This window comes from Acetobacter okinawensis JCM 25146 (genome assembly GCF_000613865.1).
Lineage (GTDB): Bacteria > Pseudomonadota > Alphaproteobacteria > Acetobacterales > Acetobacteraceae > Acetobacter > Acetobacter okinawensis.
The window spans coordinates 1-17,815 of the sequence record NZ_BAJU01000045.1 but is presented as its reverse complement, the minus strand read 5'-3'; the positions used below and the strand labels follow the sequence as shown (position 1 = coordinate 17,815).

The following is a 17,815-nucleotide window of genomic DNA, read 5'->3' as shown; positions in this document are numbered from 1 at the left end:
CGCAGCACGTGGAGCCGCCAGTGCGGGGCGTGCCGCACGGCTGCTGCGTGCACCCGAGCTATCCATTTTAAAGCGGCTCAGGGTTGCGGCCAGAGTGCGTGTTTCGGCGGTCAGGTTATGGCTGGCGGCTGTGGTTTCTTCCACCATGGCTGCGTTCTGCTGCGTCACCTGATCCATGCCACCAATGGAGGCTGTGACCTCGGACAGGCGCTGGGCCTGATCCTGCGTGGAGGAGGAAATTTCTTCCACGCGGGTCGCAATGTTCTGGGTGCTGCCTGCAAAATCGTTCAGGTAGCGGCCTGTCTGCTGCACCAGATCCACACCCTTGGCCACCTGCTCGGCAGCAACGGAAATCAGGCGTTTGATCTCGCTTGCAGAAGTGGCGGACTGCTCGGCGAGCGAGCGCACTTCCTGCGCGACCACGGCAAACCCGCGCCCGGCCTCGCCCGCACGGGCGGCTTCCACCCCTGCGTTCAGGGCCAGCACATTGGTCTGGAAGGCAATGCCGTCGATGACCGAAATAATTTCGCCAATCGCATCGGAGGAGGTCTTGATCCCGTCCATGGCTTTGGTGGTTTCGGTCATGACGGAAGTTGCCGCCTTCACCTTTTCCAGCGCCTGCTGGCTTTCCGCGTTGGCATCGGCGCAGGCTTTGGCGTTGCTCTGCACACCTTCGGTAATGGTCCGCACGGAGGAGGCGGCCTGCCCAAGGTTTGCGGCCTGCTTTTCTGTCCGTTTGGCCAGATCGTCCGACGCGGTGGAAATTTCGGCAGCACCTGTGGAGATCAGGTCCGAGTTGGAGGCAACAGCCGTCAGCGCCTCGTTCAGGCGGGAGGCGGAGTGGTTGAACGCATCACGCAGGGGAGCGAACTCGCCATCAAAAATCGGGTCTTCAATCCGTGCGCGCAGGTCGCCCTGCGCCATGTCGGCCAGAGCCTGCCCCAGGCGCTCGATTACCAGATGGGTATGCTTGTCACGTTCCTGGCTGCCCGTCAGTGCGTCCTGAATTTCGGACGCCATGTTTTCCTGCCGCTGGCGGGCTGTTGCCTGCTCTTCCACCATGCGCGAGAAGCGCGCCATGATCCGGGCAAGACGGCCAACGCAGTCTTTGTTTTTAAGGAAGGGAATGTTGCTGTGGCTGACGCCGCTGCCCAGTTCCTCGCCCATGGTGGCAAGTTTTTCCACCGGCTCGGTAATCAGGCTTGTAAACCATCTCCAGATCTGGAGAACAACAAGCTGGCCGAACACCAGAGCAGCCATGTTGATGATATACGTGTAATGGACTGGCGCATGCCAAAAAAAGCCAACCGTCTCCACAACAATCTGTAAGAGAAAATATGCTTCCAGACAGAGCATCACAACCCGGATTTTATCGCGGAACGGAGCGTCTTTGTTCAGCCATTGCAGCATATCCGTGCAACTTCCTTCATATTGTCGGGGCGCCTTACGTGGCAACCACTGGCCGCTCCACTATAGCGCGGAACAAACACCAGCCAGTCATGCGGCCTAATGGGCCCCCTTGCACATTACAAAAAGCAGGAAACGCCCGATGACGCCCCTTGAGATAAAAAGCAGATAATCTGTTCTCATCCAGACACAGGACCAGACAAGCTAGGCCTTCATACCGCGTTCGTGACTGGATGTCTTTACAGAAGATTGTCCGGACCATTGGCGGTCCGCTTTTTCCCCCAATAAATAAAATTCTGTTAAAACAATACAGTAAAACCAGAAACACACCCGCCAACCCACTGGCCGGGTCCTGTTTGAGGGGCAGCTTGCCGTAAATGATAGCTCTTTTGCGGCAATGGGCAAGCCTGCCCCCCTGCTGCATTTTCTAAAAACCTTGCAATATACAAGAGGGCAGACGCATCAGGCGGCCATTTATTGCCGTTTTGCAATCAATGGCCCAGATTTATGCGGGTTGGGAACAGGAGGGGGTGCTTACCCGCCAAAACTGCGGACAAGCCCGCCAGCCACCATCTGCCACCCATCCACCAGCACAAAGAAGATCAGCTTGAATGGCAAGGAGATGGTCGCAGGGGGCAACATCATCATCCCAAGGCTCATCAGCACGCTGGATGTGACAATATCAATTACCAGAAACGGCAGGTAGAGCAGGAACCCCATCTCGAACCCACGGCTGAGTTCGCCCACCATAAAAGCGGGCATAAGCACGCGCCATGGTGTTTCGGCCGGGGTGGCGGCTGCGGGCACATTGGCCAGACGCTCAAACGTCGCCAGATCGGCCGAACGGACATGCGAGAGCATGAACGTGCGGAAAGGCTCGGCTGCGGCCTTGAGCCCTTCCATTTCCTCCACCTGCCCCTCAATCATGGGGGAGATGCCCTGATCCCATGACTGCTGGAAGGTCGGCTGCATGACAAAAAAGGTCAGGAACAGGCCAAGCCCGATCAGCACCGTATTGGGGGGCGTGCCCTGCGCGCCAATGGCCCCGCGCAGGAGCGAGAGCACAACAATAATCCGCGTAAACGCCGTCACCATAACCAGCAGGCTGGGCGCAAGCGAGAGTATGGTTATCAGGGCTGTCAGCTGGATCAGGCGGCTGGTGGTACCTGCATCGCCCCCTTTGCCCAGATCAAGGGCAATGGACTGGGCATGCGCCACAACCGGCAGACCCGCCAGCACACCAACTGCCAGAGCACATAACCCCAGACTTGCAAACCACAGGCCACGTCTTGTCACGGCAGGAACTCTCATGGCTGGGGACTCCGCTTGGGCAGGCCCGGCAAGGGGGGCGCCAGCGGGTCCGTCTGTGGCGCATCGGGGTGGGTGGGGGTTTGCCCCTCGTCCACCCAGCCCATAAACACATCGTTGCCGCCGCCGGTCAGGATCAGCCCTTTTTTCTGCCCGTAACGGATCACGCTGACCCGCCTGCGCTGGTCCACGGCCACACTCTCCATAACCGCCAGATCACGGGTCTGCCGCCCCTTGAGCAGATACGGCTCGACAAACTTGAGACCATAGCGGGACAGAAAAATAAGCCCGATCACCACCGCAAAGGCGACAATGCAGGTTATGACCGGCGCAACAAACGAGCCAGCCCCCAGCCCCGTGGCAACGGGTGGGGTGGCCACAACAGCTGCTGCTCCGGCCAAGGCCCTTAACCGTTGTTGGTTGCGGAGGAGGACAGGATTTCGGTCATGGTGACGCCAATATGGTTGTCATCCACCACCACCACTTCGCCACGGGCGATCAGGCGGTTGTTGGCGTAAATATCCACGGCTTCGCCCAGCTTGCGGTCCAGCTCGACCACGGCCCCGCGCCCAAGGCGCAGCAACTGGTTAACCGGCATGGTCGCCGTGCCGATAACCGCCGTAATCTTGACCGGAATGTCATAGACCGCCTCTTTCTGGCGTCGTCCACGTCCTTGCCATCGGGGGCCGTGCCGGGGGCTGGCGTGGCGGAGGCATCCGGCGCTGGCACACTGGTGGCGAAATCCTCAAGCCCGATATCGGTGTTTTCTTCTGTCATGGTCGTCTCCGCCTGCTTATGCCTGCTCAGTATTCTGCTGCATGCGCTGGCGCGCAAGGGCTGTTACACTGGCAACTATTTTCTCAGCCATGCTTTTGCGCCACTGCACTGGGTCAATGACAATGGTGTTGGCTGCTGTGGAAATCCGTATGATGCCCTGCTCCATATCCGACACGGGCATGACCTGCACGCCGCCGTTACTTTGCAAAGCGGCCTGAAGGCGCGGCAGGTCGGTGGGGCTGCACTGCACCGTCACATCCCCTTCGCACTCACGCGCAAAACTTGCGGCATCGGCCAGCAGGTCGCGCTGCATGCCCTGCAACACCGCGCCGTCAAGGGCGGTCAGGCTGCGCACGATCTCGACCACCGTTGCCACAAACACCTGCGCGGCACGGGCGACTTCCTGGTCACGCCGTGCGTTTTCAGCGGCAAATGCTGCGGTCAGTTCGGCCATGCACCCGGTGTAGAATGCCTGTAGCTCCGCATCTTTCTGCGCGGCCCCTACGGCCTGCCCTTCCCTATGTGCCTGCTCCTGCAGGGCGGCCAGCTCGTCACGCGTAATACTGAGCAGGTTGGGGTCGGGTGGAGGCGGCTCGGGCGGATGCTCTTCCTCCTCCTTGGAATCCTCGGCGGGGGTCTCTTCGAGTGGTACGCCAAAGTCTTCCAGATCGATCATGCGTGGATAGGCACGCACAGGCGCATCCGCCGCAGAGGACGTGCCATCCGCGGCAAAAACGCAAGCACCGGAGCGGAAGAACCCCTTTGGCAGCATTATGGAATGATCTCGTCGTTGCCACCGTTTTCGGTCAGGTCGATCTCACCCGCATTGGCCATATTCTTGATAATGGTCACAATATCGACCTGCGCGGCGTCTGCATCCTTCACGCGCACGGGGCCAAGGGCGGAAATTTCCTCGAGCAGAATGCTGCCCGCACGCTTGGACATACATTGCAAGAACATCTTGCGCACCGTCTCGGACGCGCCTTTGAGCGCGAGGGGCAGCTTTTCGCGGTCCACCTGCGCCACAATGCGCATAAGGGCCTCGTGCGGCAGACGTTTGATATCTTCGAAGGTGAACATAAGCGCTTTCACCTTTTCCATATCGTCGTGGTTGCGCTTGTCCATGGACGCCATAAGGCGCGTTTCTGTCTTGCGGTCGAAGTTGTTGAACACTTCGGCCAGCAGTTCGTAGCTGTCGCGCTTGGCCGAACGACCAAGGGAGGAAATGAATTCCGAGCGCAAGGTGGCCTCCACGCTGTCGAGCACTTCGCGCTGCACCGTTTCCATGTGCAGCACGCGCATCATCACCTCGGTTGCGTAATCCTCTGGCAGCAGGGTCAGCACCCGCGCGGCATGGGCAGGCTGGAGGCGGCTGAGAATGACGGCAGCAGTCTGCGGGTATTCGTTGCGCAGGTAGTTGGCCAGAACCAGCTCCTGCACGTTGCCCAGCTTGTCCCACATGGTGCGCCCGGCCGGACCACGGATTTCTTCCATGATCTTGTCGACCTGCTCGCCCGACAGGGCCTTGCGTAGCAGTTCCTCGGTGGTTTCGTACGTGCCCACAAGCCCTTCGGACGATTCGAAGTTCTTGCTGAACTGCGCACACACCTCCTCCACCACGGACGCGCTGATAAGCCCCAGTCCCGCCATGGCCACGGACACATCGCGGACCTCGTCCTCCTGCAACTGCTTGAGCACCTTGGCCGCGCGCTCACGCCCGGCGGCAAGGAGCAGAATGGCAACACGCTGCTTGCCGCTCAGGTGCCGGGTTTCATCATGCACAACGGAAGAAGGCACTTCCTGCCGCGCCTCGGTGGGGGCTGCTGCTGCGGTCTCGGACATGGCCTAGGGCCCCTTCTTCGGTTCCGGAGCGTTCAGCCAGCTCCGGATAATCAGCACGGTTTCATCAAGATTGTTTTCAAAGCGATCGGCAACCCTATCAAGCGCTTCCTGCCGCAGCTTGCCCTGAACACCATCCAGATCCACCCCATGGCTCCCTTCGCCAGCAGCACCGGAGGAAGCATCTGCCCATTGGCACCCATGACCAGCGTGCCACCTTCGGCCCCGGCGAGCAGCGCTTCCTGCCCGTGCCGTTCCTTGGATACAAGAGTAACCAGACCGGTGCGGCGCAGCATGGGACGCAGGCCAATAAACAGGCACCCAGAACCAGCAGGATGGGGATAACCCATTCCGCCACGTAAATGAGCATTTCGCGGCTGAAGTAGTCGGTGCGGGAACCTGCAAAGTCAAACCCACCATCGGGCATGAACCGCATGGATACAACGCGCACCTCATCCCCGCGGGCCTTGTCAAAGCCTACGGCGGTCTGCGCCAGCGTGGTAATCCGCTGCAGCTCGGAATCATCCAGCGGAGTCCAGACTTCCTTGCCGCTCTTGTCCTTGGCCATGGTGCCATCTACCAGCACCGCCATGCTCACGCGGGCAATGCGCGGGCGCGACTGGTTTACAACCCGGACACGCTTGCCAATTTCGTAATTATTGGTCTCTTCCTCACGGTCGTTGGTCGAGCCTGTCTTGTTGTCCTGATTGGCATTGGCGTTGGGCAGGTTGTTCCCCACCGTTGTGCTCGGGCTGGATTCGGTGTTGACGCTCTTGTCCGAGCTTGTCTGCTGCGAGCGCAGGACCTGCTGGTTGGGATCGTAGCTCTCGTCCGTTTCGTGCACTTCCTCAGTGGCCATGGTCACTGCGGCACGGGCACGCACATGGCCTGCACCCAGTGTGGGGATCAGCATGTCCTCCACAGCCTGTGCAAGGCGCTGCTCTTCCGCATGACGGATTTTTTCCATCTGCGTTTCCTGCCCGGCAAGGCTGTCCGGATCACCCGGCTTGACCAGCACATCGCCGCGCGTATCCACGATGGAGATATTCTGCGGACGCAGGCCCGGCACGGCAGCGGCAACAAGGTTCTGGATCGCCTGAATGCCATCGGGCGCCATGCGGCCCGCGCGGCCGATATCCAGCACCACACTGGCCTGCGAGGGATTGGTCTCGGTCGAAAACAGGTCACGGTGTGGCAGAACCAGATGCACACGCACGTTGCGCACCCCGTTGAGCAGGCGGATGGAACGTTCCAGTTCCCCCTCCATGGCCCGGGTCTCGTTAATCGACTGTTCAAACTGCGTGCTGGTCAGGGTGCCGCTCTTGTCAAACAGCTCATACCCGACAGCCCCGCCGCTTGGCAGGCCGTTTTTGGCCAGCAGCAGGCGCGCACTGGCAACCTTGTCCTTAGCCACAAAAATGCGGGTACCATCGGGGCTGGTGGTAAAGGAGATATGGGCCTTGGCCAGGTCATCGGCCATTTCGGCCGCCTCGGTCAGGTCCAGATCACCATAGAGCAGCGTGCTCGCACCCACTCCGGCATAAAAGGCAAAATAGGCCAGAGCACCCAGCAGGGCTGCCCCTGCAATGCCCAGCGCAATCTGCTGCGTACGGCCAAGAGCCTTGAGACTTGTAAGAAAATTTTTCATGCGGGAAGGGCTACGCTGTCACGAAGGAAAAATGGGGAACCACACAACTCTCCAGACGTTTCAGCATCCAAACACTCCGCAGCGCCACCAGAGCATGGCCTTGCCATTGCCCTGTCCTGCCCGTCAAGCACAACAGCATGCCTGTTGGCCATAAATACACGTTGCGCACCCTGTGCCACAGTAAAAGAACAGCCTTGCACCACCAGACCCACTCCAGCTTGTATTGTACCCCGGTCCGGTGCGCCAGACGCACCCCGATTTATGGATAATAGGCGTTTGTTGGCGGCGCCTTTTTGATCGACATATTCAGCCGCTGCGCATTCTGGTCCTGCGTCAGCCCTGTTGGACCTTCCGCCACCTCGCGCGCCACGTTGGGCATCAGGTCAGGTCTGGCCCAGCAATCCACGCCATTCCAGCTCTGCGTGCAGTATGGCTGGGGCGCAGGCGGGCGCTCGGGGGGGGCGCACCAGTCCTCCCCTTCCTGAATGTAGCCGGCATTGCACTCACGCCCGGTTATCTTGCTGGCAACCGTGTCGGCCGAACACCCCGCAACTGCCAGAAGCAGGCTTACCATCACTGCGCGCCTGATTATCATGCCCTGTTGTTCCCGTCCTTCAAGCCCACATGCACCCTGCGCCCGAACTGGCTATGACGTGGTGCCTGATGCCGCCAAGCCCGCCAGAGGGGCCATTTGTGCCAGATGACGTGTTATTTTAAGCCAGTTCCCATGTAAATGCGAGCCAAGAGCCCACCTTACTCCAAAAAAGCGCGCATACCCGCCCGGTTAGCGCCTGCTACTGTGCAGACGATCCGGCACCATGCGTACCTCCTGCGGGGGTAACCGAGGTTGCCGGTTTGGCCCACCATGTGGCTGTACCCACATTCTGTGCGACCCGGTCCCCGCTATCGGTTCCATCACCCGTGGCATGGAAGCTGCGGACCCCCGCCATGAACTGGGAGATCAGGTTCACCCGCTCGGGCGACATGTTCCCCATAATGGCAGAAACCTTGCGGGTGTTCATTTTGCTGGCCACGGCAATCAGCACATGAATGTCCATGATGTTGAAGACCGCCGCTGCCTCCTTGGGGGGCATGTCCTCATAAATCCTGACCAGCCGGTCCGTCTCGGCATCCATGACCTCGCGGTGGGCGGCCTGCTTCTGCTCCAGCGTAGCCATGGAGGCATCAAGCGTGTTCATTTTCTGGTCCAGCACAGCGCGCGCGGCATTGAGCACATGCTTTTGCTGGTCAAGCTGCTGCTGCTCGCCCTCAATGCTGGACTGGCGGGCCAGAATGTCCTTGACCAGATCGGCCTCAGCCTTGCTGACCTCCGGGTCCGGGTCCGGGCCAAGACCGGTCTTGACCTGCGCGCAGGAAATACCCTTGGAGCAGTCATCCGCTGCAACGCCGGTCTTCTTTTTGGCACCACCCGAGGTATCTCCCACATCGGGAGACATTTCCGCCGCCTCGTTGGCATCAAGCACGGACACCCAGCCCTCCAGCGCATCCTTGTCGCTTTTGGTCTTGCTGCTGGATTCATTCACGGCGGCAGGCGTGTTCTCGGCCGCAGCCGCACTGGCAACGGAGACAAGAGGCTGCCCAGCCGTATCCGCACTATCGTCCTTCATGTGTCCGGCAATGGTGTGGATATTCATGGCCAGAAGAAGAGTCATCAGGCTTGATGAAATATGCACAAGTTTCCCGAACGACAAACGGGGTATCAGCATCACAACCTACGACATCTCTTCACAAAAACACTCTGGCGGACGGGCATGGCGGCAACACTGCACACACCGGGGAGTGCGCCAGCCACATCCCCCACACCATGCCACGGACCAGACACAGCCTTACGACTGCGTATTGGAGGTTCCCACAAGGGAGGCATGACCATCTTCCGTTTCCGCCGAGGAGCGGAGCGCCTGATCAACACTACCCCAGACCGAACTGCCACCTGTACCGGAGGACTTGCCCGCATCCGCCGTGGTGGATTTGGACGTGGTGGAGGATGACGAGGACGCCGTGGAGGCGGAAGAGGACGCACCAGCCGCAGGAGTCGGGGCGGGTTTGATCTCAACCTTGACCGGCTTGGCCGCAGAGGCGGACGAGGCCGATGCAGCAGCAGGGGTCGCCGCAGGTGCTGCAACAGGTGCTACAGCCGCCACGGGAGCAGGCGTTGCCGCAGCAGCAAAAGTGGCGGTGCTGATCTTGAAGTCGCCCGTCAGTTCTGCACCGGGGTTGATGCTGCACCCGCTCATCCCTTCAAGGACAAGGGTGCAGTTCTGGATCTTGGCCGTGCTGGTCGCAAAAAAGCGTTTGGCGCGAACCGTCACATTTTCCGCTGTACCACGAATGACCACTTCATCGGCCACCAGTTCGCCCGAGACCACACCACTTTCCAGCACATCCACAATCGGGGCCTGCAACTGCGCGCTGCGCACTGTGCCGCCAATGGCGATAGGGGCATCTGTTTCGCACTTCAGGCTGGCAACATTCAGCCCCTGTACAAGTATGGTCTGGTTAGGCTCGGCCAGGGTGCCGAATGCGTTGTCACCGTTCGTCATGCTTATCTCCCGTGGTGTTACCTGCCAATTGCGCCAGCATCGCCATGATCTGGGCGCCCGCGTAAGCGCCAGCCTGCTGACTACTCACCCCCGCACCGGCGCCAATGGCCATGCAACACACAGAAAACAGGCATTGCACAACTTGTTGAATGGGGGAAACTGAACCGTTATGTCAAGTTATGCGTTAGTGATGATCCAACCTTTTTGGCCGCACCCCCACCACGCAGCACAAACCCAGAGCAATACCGCCTAAAATGGCAGAACACTGTCCATAATCTGCTGGCCGTAGCGTGGAGTCTGCTGCTTGGTCAGCTGACCACGCCCACCGTAGGAAATGCGGGCCTCCGCAATACGGTCGTGGGTGACGGTATTGTCTTCCAGAATATCCTGCGGCCTGACCACACCGCTGACCATAAGCTGGCGCAGCTCCCCGTTAACCCGCACTTCCTGCCGGGCCACCACCACAAAGTTGCCGTTGGGCAGTACCTGCGTAATGGTCCCCGCAAGCGTAAGCGTCACCGCTTCTGTCCGGCGGATGGTCCCCGTACCCGCGTTGGCACTTGCACTGCTCGTGTTGAGCGCATCGGCCTTGGTCAGCGCGCCCGCCTTGAGCCCAAACAGGCTAGGAATACCAAAATCTTCCGACCCGCTGGACGAGGCTGAGGTATCGTCCACCACGTTCGCATTATCTGCGATCTCGACCTTAATGGTCAGCAGGTCCCCGACCTGAGAGGCGCGCTGGTCCTTGAAGAAGGCCCGGCTCCCCGGCCGCCACAGGCTGCCTACCTCCGTTGGCGGTGCCTGCAGCGGGGGCATGGGCATGGTCACAGGCCGGTAGTCGGGTGTCTGCGTCGGATCAGACGTGCGGGTCATGCGCGGGGGGTGCCCCAGCTCGCTGAGGTCCGCCAGCCCCGTGCAGGAGGCAAGGCCCAGCAATCCGACCATAAGGGCGCCAGACAGACGGTGTTGGGTCAATAAGTCTCTCCAAGTCATAGGCTACTACCGGGGGTAAGCGCCGCCCTGCCCACCGGAGCGGGAGGACGCGCTGATGCGGCGCAGGGCATTACCATCCGATGGCACGGCACCCGAAGTGGTGTCCACCTCCATTTCGGACCCGTTGACGACACGGCCTGTCAAAATCATTTTGCTAGCCAGATTGAGCGCATGCACGTACTGGCCCGTCCCACCGTCCTCCAGCGCACGTCCCGTGGCGGACAGGTGCAGGCCGGGCGATGTGTAGGAGAGCATAATGGGGTCCCCCTTATGCATGACAATCGTGCGCCGCAGGTCCCGCTCCAGCACCGGCTCATCCACCACAACACTGTGCAGCAGAGTCATGCCCGCAACATCCGTATCCCCCGTGTAAGCCCGCGCGCCGGTATGGCCGGTATAGGATTCGTCCACCCGCACATCCCCCGCCCCGATGATCGCCCCCGCAGCAAGGGCATGCGTGTACACAAGCACACGCTGCGCCGCATGGACCGTGCCAGTCAGCAGGAACGAGTCCTGCGTAATATCACCCAGCGGGTGGCTGCGGTACACCGTGGCGGTAAAGCGGCCACTCTTCTGGTCCCAGTCCACATCGGACAGGACAACGGGTTTGGGATCATCGGCCGCAACGGTCATGGGGTGAAAATCCCCCAGTTCGATTGTAACCGGGCCTTCGCCCAGATCAGGCAGGCTCTGCTTGACCAGATGGATAAAAAAGTCGCGGTCCAGCACACGGCCTGCGCGCGTTACGGTCACCTGCGCCGTGGCCGACTGGTCCAGCCAGTCCACGCCATACTGGTCGGCAATGGCCAGCAACTGCCGCCCCCCGACCACAAAGCTGCTGCCCGGCAGCGGCGCTGGCCCCAGAACACGGTCCTGCCCCGGCTCCAGGTCCATGAACAGGTCTGACAGACGCACCGTATCCGATGTCACCGTGGTGGCCGTGCGCAGGGTTGCCGCAAAACTGGCCACAGGCTGCAACGCCACAACAACCGCAGCCAGAACCGGCAGTATGGCCGCCCGCAGGGACATGATTATTTCAGGTTCGTAAGCGTCTGAAGCATTTCATCAGAAGCCGTAATAACCTTACTGTTCATTTCATACGCGCGCTGGGCGGTAATCAGGTCCGTAATTTCGGTCACCACGTTAACTGCGGATTCTTCCAAAAAGCCCTGCCGGATATCCCCAAACCCCGTGCTCTGCGGTGTGCCCGTAATGGGGTCGCCCGAGGAGGTGGTGGAGGTGAACAGGTTCTGCCCCATGGCGGCCAGACCGTTTTCGTTCTGGAAGGTCACAAGCTGGATCTGCCCGGCAACCTGCGCCGTGGTCTGCCCGGACAGGGTGTACTGGACCTGCCCGCTCTGATCGACAGTAATGTTTTCAGCGTTGTTGGGCAGCGAAATATCGGGGCTGAGCGGGTAGCCGTCCGCCGTAACAATGGTCCCGTCATTGGAGAGGGAGAACGTGCCGTCACGCGTGTAGGCATATTCGCCCGATGGCAGGGTCACACGGAAGTAGCCGCGCCCCTCAATCGCCAGATCCAGCGCGTTGCCGGTCTGCTCCAGCGTACCCTGTTCGTTAATACGGTAAATACCGGCGGTGCGCACACCAAGACCCACCTGCGCGCCAGACGGCACAAGGTCGCCCGTGTCCGAGCTCATGGTCCCCGCACGGCGCATGTCCTGGTAGATCAGATCCTGGAACTCCGCCCGACGCCGCTTGTAGCCCGTGGTCGTCATGTTGGCGATGTTGTGGGAAATTGTCTCGACGTTCGTCGACTGGGCCTGCATGCCCGTAGCGGCGATATCAAGGGAACGCATCATAGGATGACAAGCCTCCGGGTGTGCCTTGCGCCATGCTCTCCCCAACAACGGTGCGGTGGCGGGGGCATGGGTGGGAACTTACATGGCCGTACGCACAGCTTGGAAAAACTGCCACACCATGTATTGCCCGCAAGAGGTAAGACGACAGCATGGCCATTGCAAGAGGTTTTGTCTGGCCAATTCCTTACCACTTCTACATCAAGTGCGCTTTTGTTATATATGGCACACATCCACTGTTGCTGTATTATGGGCAATCCAATAGATTTGGCGCAGATAAAACCATGATCGGGCTGCAAGATTCGGGGCAGGTCCGCACCAGCGCGCCGCACCCGCCCCACCTGCCGGAGTGAGACACCCATGGACAACACGACCTATATCGCCTTGTCCCGCATCAATGCCCTGACGCATGACCTTGAAGTCACCAGCAACAATCTGGCCAACGCCAATACGACCGGCTTCAAGGCCTCCCGCGAGCTATTTTCCGACTATATCGTCAAGCAAAAAGACATCCACGGCATTCCCGGTGCCCGCACGGAAGCCTATACGCAGGACCGCGCCACCTACCAGAACCATGGGCAGGGCCAGCTCCGCCAGACCGGCAACCCGACCGACTTTGCCATTAACGGCGAAGGGTTTTTTGCCGTACAGACCACGCAGGGCGTGCGGCTGACGCGCAACGGCCAGTTCCAGCGCCGCTCCGACGGCACCATTGTGGATATTAACGGCAACCCCGTTCTCAACCGCTTCCAGCGCCCCATCATCATCCCCCGTGAGGACGATGTGCTGTCCGTCTCCTCCGATGGCACCATTTCCACGCAGGATGGCGCGGTTGGCACCATTGACCTGATGACGGTGGACAACCTGAACACCCTCCAGCCCGAGGGCAACGACCTGCTCAAACCCACGACCCAGACACGGGTCCTGCCCCGCAAGGAAATCCGGCAGGGCATGCTGGAGAGCAGCAACGTCAACGCCATTTCCGAAACCACACGCATGGTGGAAATCCAGCGCGACTATGACCTGAACTTCCAGCTCGTGCAGACCGAATCCACCCGCCGCACCAACGCGATCGACAAGATCACGCAGGATTCGAGCAGCTGACGCGCCCCTGCACGGGCCATTTTGCGCATTGCGTTAACCTTCTGCAAACCAATGCGCCGTAAGACTTCTTTAACTGCTGCCAGTTGGCTGCTATTTGTTGCCAGATTTCCATAACACGCCGTGACCAACGGACGAGGACGACAATGGACCTAGGATCAGCTCTATCAATAGCCTCGAGCGGGCTGAACGGGATCGAATACCAGTACTCCGTTGTCTCCCAGAACGTCGCGAACTCCTCCACCACGGGCTATGTTTCCGAATCGGCCAGCGTGACCTCGGCTGTTGCAAACAATCAGGGAACCGGTGTGCGGATCGGGCAGACGGTGCTCAATGTCAGCCCCTACCTGCAATCTTCGCTATATACGCAGAATGCCAAGGTCTCGGCCCTGACCGCCTCCTCCAATTCGCTGTCGGCAGTTTCCTCCGTTCAGGGGTCCACCTCTGCGGATTCGGGCTCGACCAATACCCTGTCTGATGCACTGGGCAATGTGCAGACCGCGCTCACGTCGCTGACCTCCACCCCGCTGGAAAGCTCGGCCCAGACAGCCGTCATTACCGCTGCCACCTCCCTGACCGACACCATCCACACACTGGCCAGCACTTACACCGCGCAGCGGCAGACGGCGGAAGACACCATTGTGTCCACGGTCTCCACCATCAACCAGAACCTGACGCAGATCGGCCAGCTGTCCAAGCAGATCATGGCGCTCAAGGCCGTTGGCTCCGACACCGCCGACCTTGAAAACAGCCGCCTTGAGGTGATGAACGACCTCTCCTCCGAAATAGGCGTCAAGTTTACCGAAACGTCCAAGGGCGACATGGTTGTCACGACCGAAGATGGCACCAAGCTGCCGACCCGTCCGGACCAGATCGGCCTGAACGACAACACCCAGACCCTGCCCAGCAACACGTGGCCACTCTCCGCCACAAATGGCAGCACGGCCAGCACCACCATTACCGACAACATGTACTACGATTCGAGCGACCCCACGAACTCCGCCATCGCGGGTATTACGGTCGCGGATGGTACAACCAGCACCTCCACCACGGACATTACCTCCCACCTGACCAGTGGCACGCTTGGGGCCAACATTACCCTGCGTGACACAACCTACCCCACCATGCAGGCACAGTTGAACGCGTTCTCCACCACGCTGATCAACCGCTTTACGGCTGCGGGTATGTCCCTGTTCACCAGTTCCTCGGGCAGCAGCGTGATCTCCACCACCGCCACCGGGTCGAGCAGCGAGCAGACCAATCTGGCAAGCGGGATTACCGTTAACTCCACGTACTCGGACACCCCCTCCGACCTGTCACCCAGCGGCAGCACCACAACCATTACCAATGTGCTGAGCACCACCTTTGGTACCTCCAGCAGCGATGTGAGTGGCTCAACCACCCTGTCAGACGGCACGGTGGTCAGTCTGGATGCCCCGACCTCCAACCTTGGTCCAAGCGGCAGCCTGAGCACCGGGTACAGTGCAACGCAGGGGCTTGTGGCACTGGCGACCTCCCTGACATCCAATCAGGGTGCCACCATCAGCACGGCCAGCACCAACCTGACCTACGCCACAGCGGTGCAGACAACCCTGAGTGCAAAGGTGACCAGTGTCTCAGGCGTGGATGTGAATACCGAAATGTCCAAGATTGTGGCGCTGCAAAACGCCTATACAGCCAACGCCAAGATCATTTCTTCCGTGCAGACCATGTTCAGCGCGCTTCTTGACGCCATCAACTAAGCCTAGAGAAGGAGATACTTTAATATGAGCACTTCTATCGGGCAGTATGGCGCAAGTGCCGCAAGCCTTGTTCTTTCCGCTGGCGTCAAAGAACTCAGTGATGCCCAGACCACCCTTTCGTGGCAGACGTCCAACAACGGCATTATCTCCGAGACCTTTGCTGGTCTTGGCACGTCCCGTTCCACCGTGTTTTCGCTAACGCCGAAGATCACGCAGGTCGCGGCGTGGCAGAGCAACATCACCAACGCCCAGAACAGCCTGAGCGTGACCGCCACGTCCCTCAAGCAGATTGTCTCGCTCGCGCAGACCATGGCTACGGACCTGCTGAGCATTACCGGCACCAGCAGCACCTCCACCGTCAGCTCGATCTCGACCGAAGCCTCCAGCACGCTGAGCCAGATTGCCACGGTCCTCAACGCCTCCAACGGCACGGGCTATGTGTTTGCCGGGCAGAACGCCACCCAAGCCCCGGTCAACGACCCATCCAACGTGGCCACTGGCACAACAAGCACACAGATCGCCAGCACACTCAGCCAGCTTGCGTCGGGCACGAGTGTGGACAGCATTCTGGAGCAGGCCACCACGCTGATGAACGCGGACAGCTCGATTTTTTCGAGCACCATTTCCACCGCGTCCTCCACGGATGGCACAGCCTCCCTCAGCACGGCCCAAAGCCAGCAGACAAGCACCATTACGGGGGACAGCACGTCCAGCACCTATGGCATTGTGGCCACGCAGGGCAGCACATCGGATGTCAGCAGCACCTCCACCGGCTCTCCCATCAAGGACCTGATGCGGGATATGATGCTGATTTCGGGCATGAGCGGCATGTCCTCCACCAGCACAGGCTACTCCGACCTTGTGAGCCAGCTCCATACATCTCTGGTCAACACGACAAACCAGCTGATCAACATGGAAACAACCGTGGGCGCGCAGCAGAACGCGCTGACCGCGCGCGCAAGCCTGCTGACCAACACCACGACCGCGCTCACCACCCAGCTTTCAGATGCCCGCACAACCGACATCAGCGAAGTGGCTATCCAGAGCAGCAACGTGCAGGCAAGCCTCAAGGCCTCGTTCATTCTGATCGCGGATATGAAGGACATGACACTGGCCAACTATCTCTAAGGCCATTCCGCCACCTTATTTACTGCGTACCCGAACAGCCTGCTGGCATGGCCAGCAGGCTGTTCTGTTATGGATACAGCGCGTAAAAGGACGACAGGAAGATCGAGGTTTTAAGCTGCGTGGCATAGGCCTTCACCAGTTCAGCGGGGCAGACCACCACCATCACCTCCAGTGGGGTACCCACACCGCGCACCCGGCTCTGGGCCTGCGCCAGCAAAAACTGGTCCAGTCCCCCACGGCCCACGCAGCACAGGCAATGCCCGCCGTGGCTGACCTCCCCTCCATTTGCGCTCCATTCCAGCACACAGGCCCAGCCCTGAGCCTGTTCCGGGGTAGGGGGAACACCCGCAAACACCACGCCACCATGGCTCCGCCAGACCTGCCCCTGCGGCGGGTGGGAGCGCACAAAAAGTGGCACACGCCCCCCCTGCATGCGCGGTGGAGCACGCATGCAGGTGGACAGTGCTGCCTCGGTCTGGAATAAGGATGTGGTTTCGGCCCGCTCACGCGGCTGAGACCCCTCCTCCCCACCACTTCGGTTCTGTGCTGTCATGTCTTCTCGTCTGCCGCTTCTTGATGCTCTGCGTGAACAGGTTCTGCTCTGCGATGGAGGAATGGGGTCCCGCATCCAGATGCTCGACCTTGATGTCCAGCGCGATTACTGGGGACAGGAAAACTGCACCGAAGTGCTGACCCTGTCACGCCCCGAACTGATCCGCGAGATCCATCGCGGGTATTTTGAGGCCGGGGCCGACATGGTGGAGACCAACACCTTTGGCGCCTCCCCCATTACACTGGGCGAATTTGGGCTGACCGACCGCACGCGTGAGATCAACCGGGCCTCTGCCATACTGGCGCGTGAGGCCGCAGACAGCTTTGCCGATGGCCGCCACCGCTACGTGCTGGGCTCCATGGGGCCGGGCACCAAGCTGCCATCTCTGGGCAATATTGACTACGACAGTCTGGAGGCAGCCCTTGCCGAGCAGACCCGCGGCCTGATTGAAGGCGGCGTGGACGCGGTGCTGATTGAGACCTGCCAGGACACGCTCCAGATCAAGGCCGCCGTCAACGGCGTCAAACTGGCCCGGGCCGAGGCTGGCGTCACACTCCCCATTTTTGTACAGGTCACGGTGGAAACCACCGGCACACTGCTGGTCGGGCCGGACATTGCGGCGGCCGCCACAGTCATTAACGCGCTGGATGTGGACCTGATCGGCCTGAACTGCGCCACCGGCCCGCAGGAAATGGCAGAGCATGTGCGCTGGCTGGCCGAAAACTGGCCGCGCCTGATTTCCGTCCTGCCCAACGCGGGCCTGCCCGAGCTGGTGGACGGCAAGACGCACTACCCGCTCAGCCCCGCAGACATGGCCACATGGGTCGAGCGCTTTGTGCAAGAAGACGGCATTAACATGACCGGCGGGTGCTGTGGCACCTCCACCCCCCATATTGCGGCACTCGACGCCATGCTGCGCCGCCGTGCGGAGGCCACAGGCC

General features: G+C 60.4%; 17 protein-coding genes and 1 pseudogene. 4 read left to right on the top strand and 14 right to left on the bottom strand.

The window, feature by feature from the left end; all coding sequences use genetic code 11:
• The 13 genes and pseudogenes from JCM25146_RS13325 to flgG form a co-directional block, all read right to left on the bottom strand.
• Positions 1 to 1,410 (bottom strand): methyl-accepting chemotaxis protein (locus JCM25146_RS13325; protein ID WP_025828617.1); only part of this gene is annotated, 1,410 nt, incomplete at its 3' end.
• Positions 1,411 to 1,941: 531 nt separating this feature from the next.
• Complete coding sequence (fliP, locus tag JCM25146_RS13320; protein ID WP_025828616.1) at positions 1,942 to 2,718, bottom strand: flagellar type III secretion system pore protein FliP; 777 nt, start codon at positions 2,716 to 2,718, stop codon at positions 1,942 to 1,944.
• Entirely contained in the window at positions 2,715 to 3,095 is a 381-nt protein-coding gene (locus JCM25146_RS13315; RefSeq protein ID WP_242401133.1) for a flagellar biosynthetic protein FliO, read from the bottom strand. Before JCM25146_RS13315 ends, fliP begins: the two co-directional genes overlap by 4 nt.
• A gap of 26 nt (positions 3,096 to 3,121) precedes the next feature.
• Positions 3,122 to 3,367 (bottom strand): annotated as a pseudogene (fliN, locus tag JCM25146_RS21650) (flagellar motor switch protein FliN); the annotation flags it as partial.
• Positions 3,368 to 3,508: 141 nt separating this feature from the next.
• On the bottom strand, positions 3,509 to 4,264 hold the full coding sequence (locus JCM25146_RS13305) for a FliH/SctL family protein (RefSeq protein ID WP_025828612.1): 756 nt from the start codon (positions 4,262 to 4,264) through the stop codon (positions 3,509 to 3,511).
• Positions 4,264 to 5,334 (bottom strand): flagellar motor switch protein FliG, encoded by a 1,071-nt coding sequence (gene fliG / locus JCM25146_RS13300; RefSeq protein WP_081774876.1) that lies wholly within the window; start codon positions 5,332 to 5,334, stop codon positions 4,264 to 4,266. Before fliG ends, JCM25146_RS13305 begins: the two co-directional genes overlap by 1 nt.
• A gap of 97 nt (positions 5,335 to 5,431) precedes the next feature.
• On the bottom strand, positions 5,432 to 6,979 hold the full coding sequence (fliF, locus tag JCM25146_RS19480; protein ID WP_242401132.1) for a flagellar basal-body MS-ring/collar protein FliF: 1,548 nt from the start codon (positions 6,977 to 6,979) through the stop codon (positions 5,432 to 5,434).
• A 259-nt stretch (positions 6,980 to 7,238) separates the two neighbouring features.
• Positions 7,239 to 7,574, bottom strand: a complete 336-nt coding sequence (locus JCM25146_RS13285) for a hypothetical protein (protein WP_025828608.1) — start codon at positions 7,572 to 7,574, stop codon at positions 7,239 to 7,241.
• 199 nt (positions 7,575 to 7,773) lie between these two features.
• Positions 7,774 to 8,709, bottom strand: a complete 936-nt coding sequence (locus JCM25146_RS13280; protein ID WP_148299101.1) for a MotE family protein — start codon at positions 8,707 to 8,709, stop codon at positions 7,774 to 7,776.
• 117 nt (positions 8,710 to 8,826) lie between these two features.
• A complete protein-coding gene (locus JCM25146_RS13275; protein WP_025828604.1) occupies positions 8,827 to 9,540 on the bottom strand; it encodes a hypothetical protein in 714 nt (237 codons plus the stop codon).
• Positions 9,541 to 9,789: 249 nt separating this feature from the next.
• Positions 9,790 to 10,485: a flagellar basal body L-ring protein FlgH gene (gene flgH / locus JCM25146_RS13265; RefSeq protein WP_242401134.1), complete on the bottom strand. Its 696-nt coding sequence runs from the start codon at positions 10,483 to 10,485 to the stop codon at positions 9,790 to 9,792.
• 54 nt (positions 10,486 to 10,539) lie between these two features.
• Positions 10,540 to 11,562: a flagellar basal body P-ring formation chaperone FlgA gene (gene flgA / locus JCM25146_RS13260; RefSeq protein ID WP_025828600.1), complete on the bottom strand. Its 1,023-nt coding sequence runs from the start codon at positions 11,560 to 11,562 to the stop codon at positions 10,540 to 10,542.
• A gap of 2 nt (positions 11,563 to 11,564) precedes the next feature.
• Complete coding sequence (flgG, locus tag JCM25146_RS13255; protein WP_081774875.1) at positions 11,565 to 12,353, bottom strand: flagellar basal-body rod protein FlgG; 789 nt, start codon at positions 12,351 to 12,353, stop codon at positions 11,565 to 11,567.
• A 357-nt stretch (positions 12,354 to 12,710) separates the two neighbouring features.
• Between flgG and flgF the strand changes: the two genes are divergently transcribed.
• The 3 genes from flgF (at position 12,711) to JCM25146_RS13235 (ending at position 16,321) form a co-directional block, all read left to right on the top strand.
• Positions 12,711 to 13,454: a flagellar basal-body rod protein FlgF gene (gene flgF / locus JCM25146_RS13245; RefSeq protein ID WP_025828595.1), complete on the top strand. Its 744-nt coding sequence runs from the start codon at positions 12,711 to 12,713 to the stop codon at positions 13,452 to 13,454.
• A 143-nt stretch (positions 13,455 to 13,597) separates the two neighbouring features.
• Entirely contained in the window at positions 13,598 to 15,193 is a 1,596-nt protein-coding gene (flgK, locus tag JCM25146_RS13240) for a flagellar hook-associated protein FlgK (RefSeq protein ID WP_025828592.1), read from the top strand.
• A 24-nt stretch (positions 15,194 to 15,217) separates the two neighbouring features.
• Positions 15,218 to 16,321 (top strand): flagellin, encoded by a 1,104-nt coding sequence (locus JCM25146_RS13235; protein ID WP_025828591.1) that lies wholly within the window; start codon positions 15,218 to 15,220, stop codon positions 16,319 to 16,321.
• Between the two features lie 67 nt (positions 16,322 to 16,388).
• On the opposite strand, the gene JCM25146_RS20915 is transcribed toward JCM25146_RS13235, so the two are convergent.
• Complete coding sequence (locus JCM25146_RS20915) at positions 16,389 to 16,874, bottom strand: hypothetical protein (protein WP_025828590.1); 486 nt, start codon at positions 16,872 to 16,874, stop codon at positions 16,389 to 16,391.
• Between JCM25146_RS20915 and JCM25146_RS19470 the strand changes: the two genes are divergently transcribed.
• The coding region (locus JCM25146_RS19470) for a homocysteine S-methyltransferase family protein (RefSeq protein WP_035372678.1) at positions 16,873 to 17,815 on the top strand (943 nt) is incomplete at its 3' end. The two genes, JCM25146_RS20915 and JCM25146_RS19470, sit on opposite strands and share 2 nt — an antisense overlap.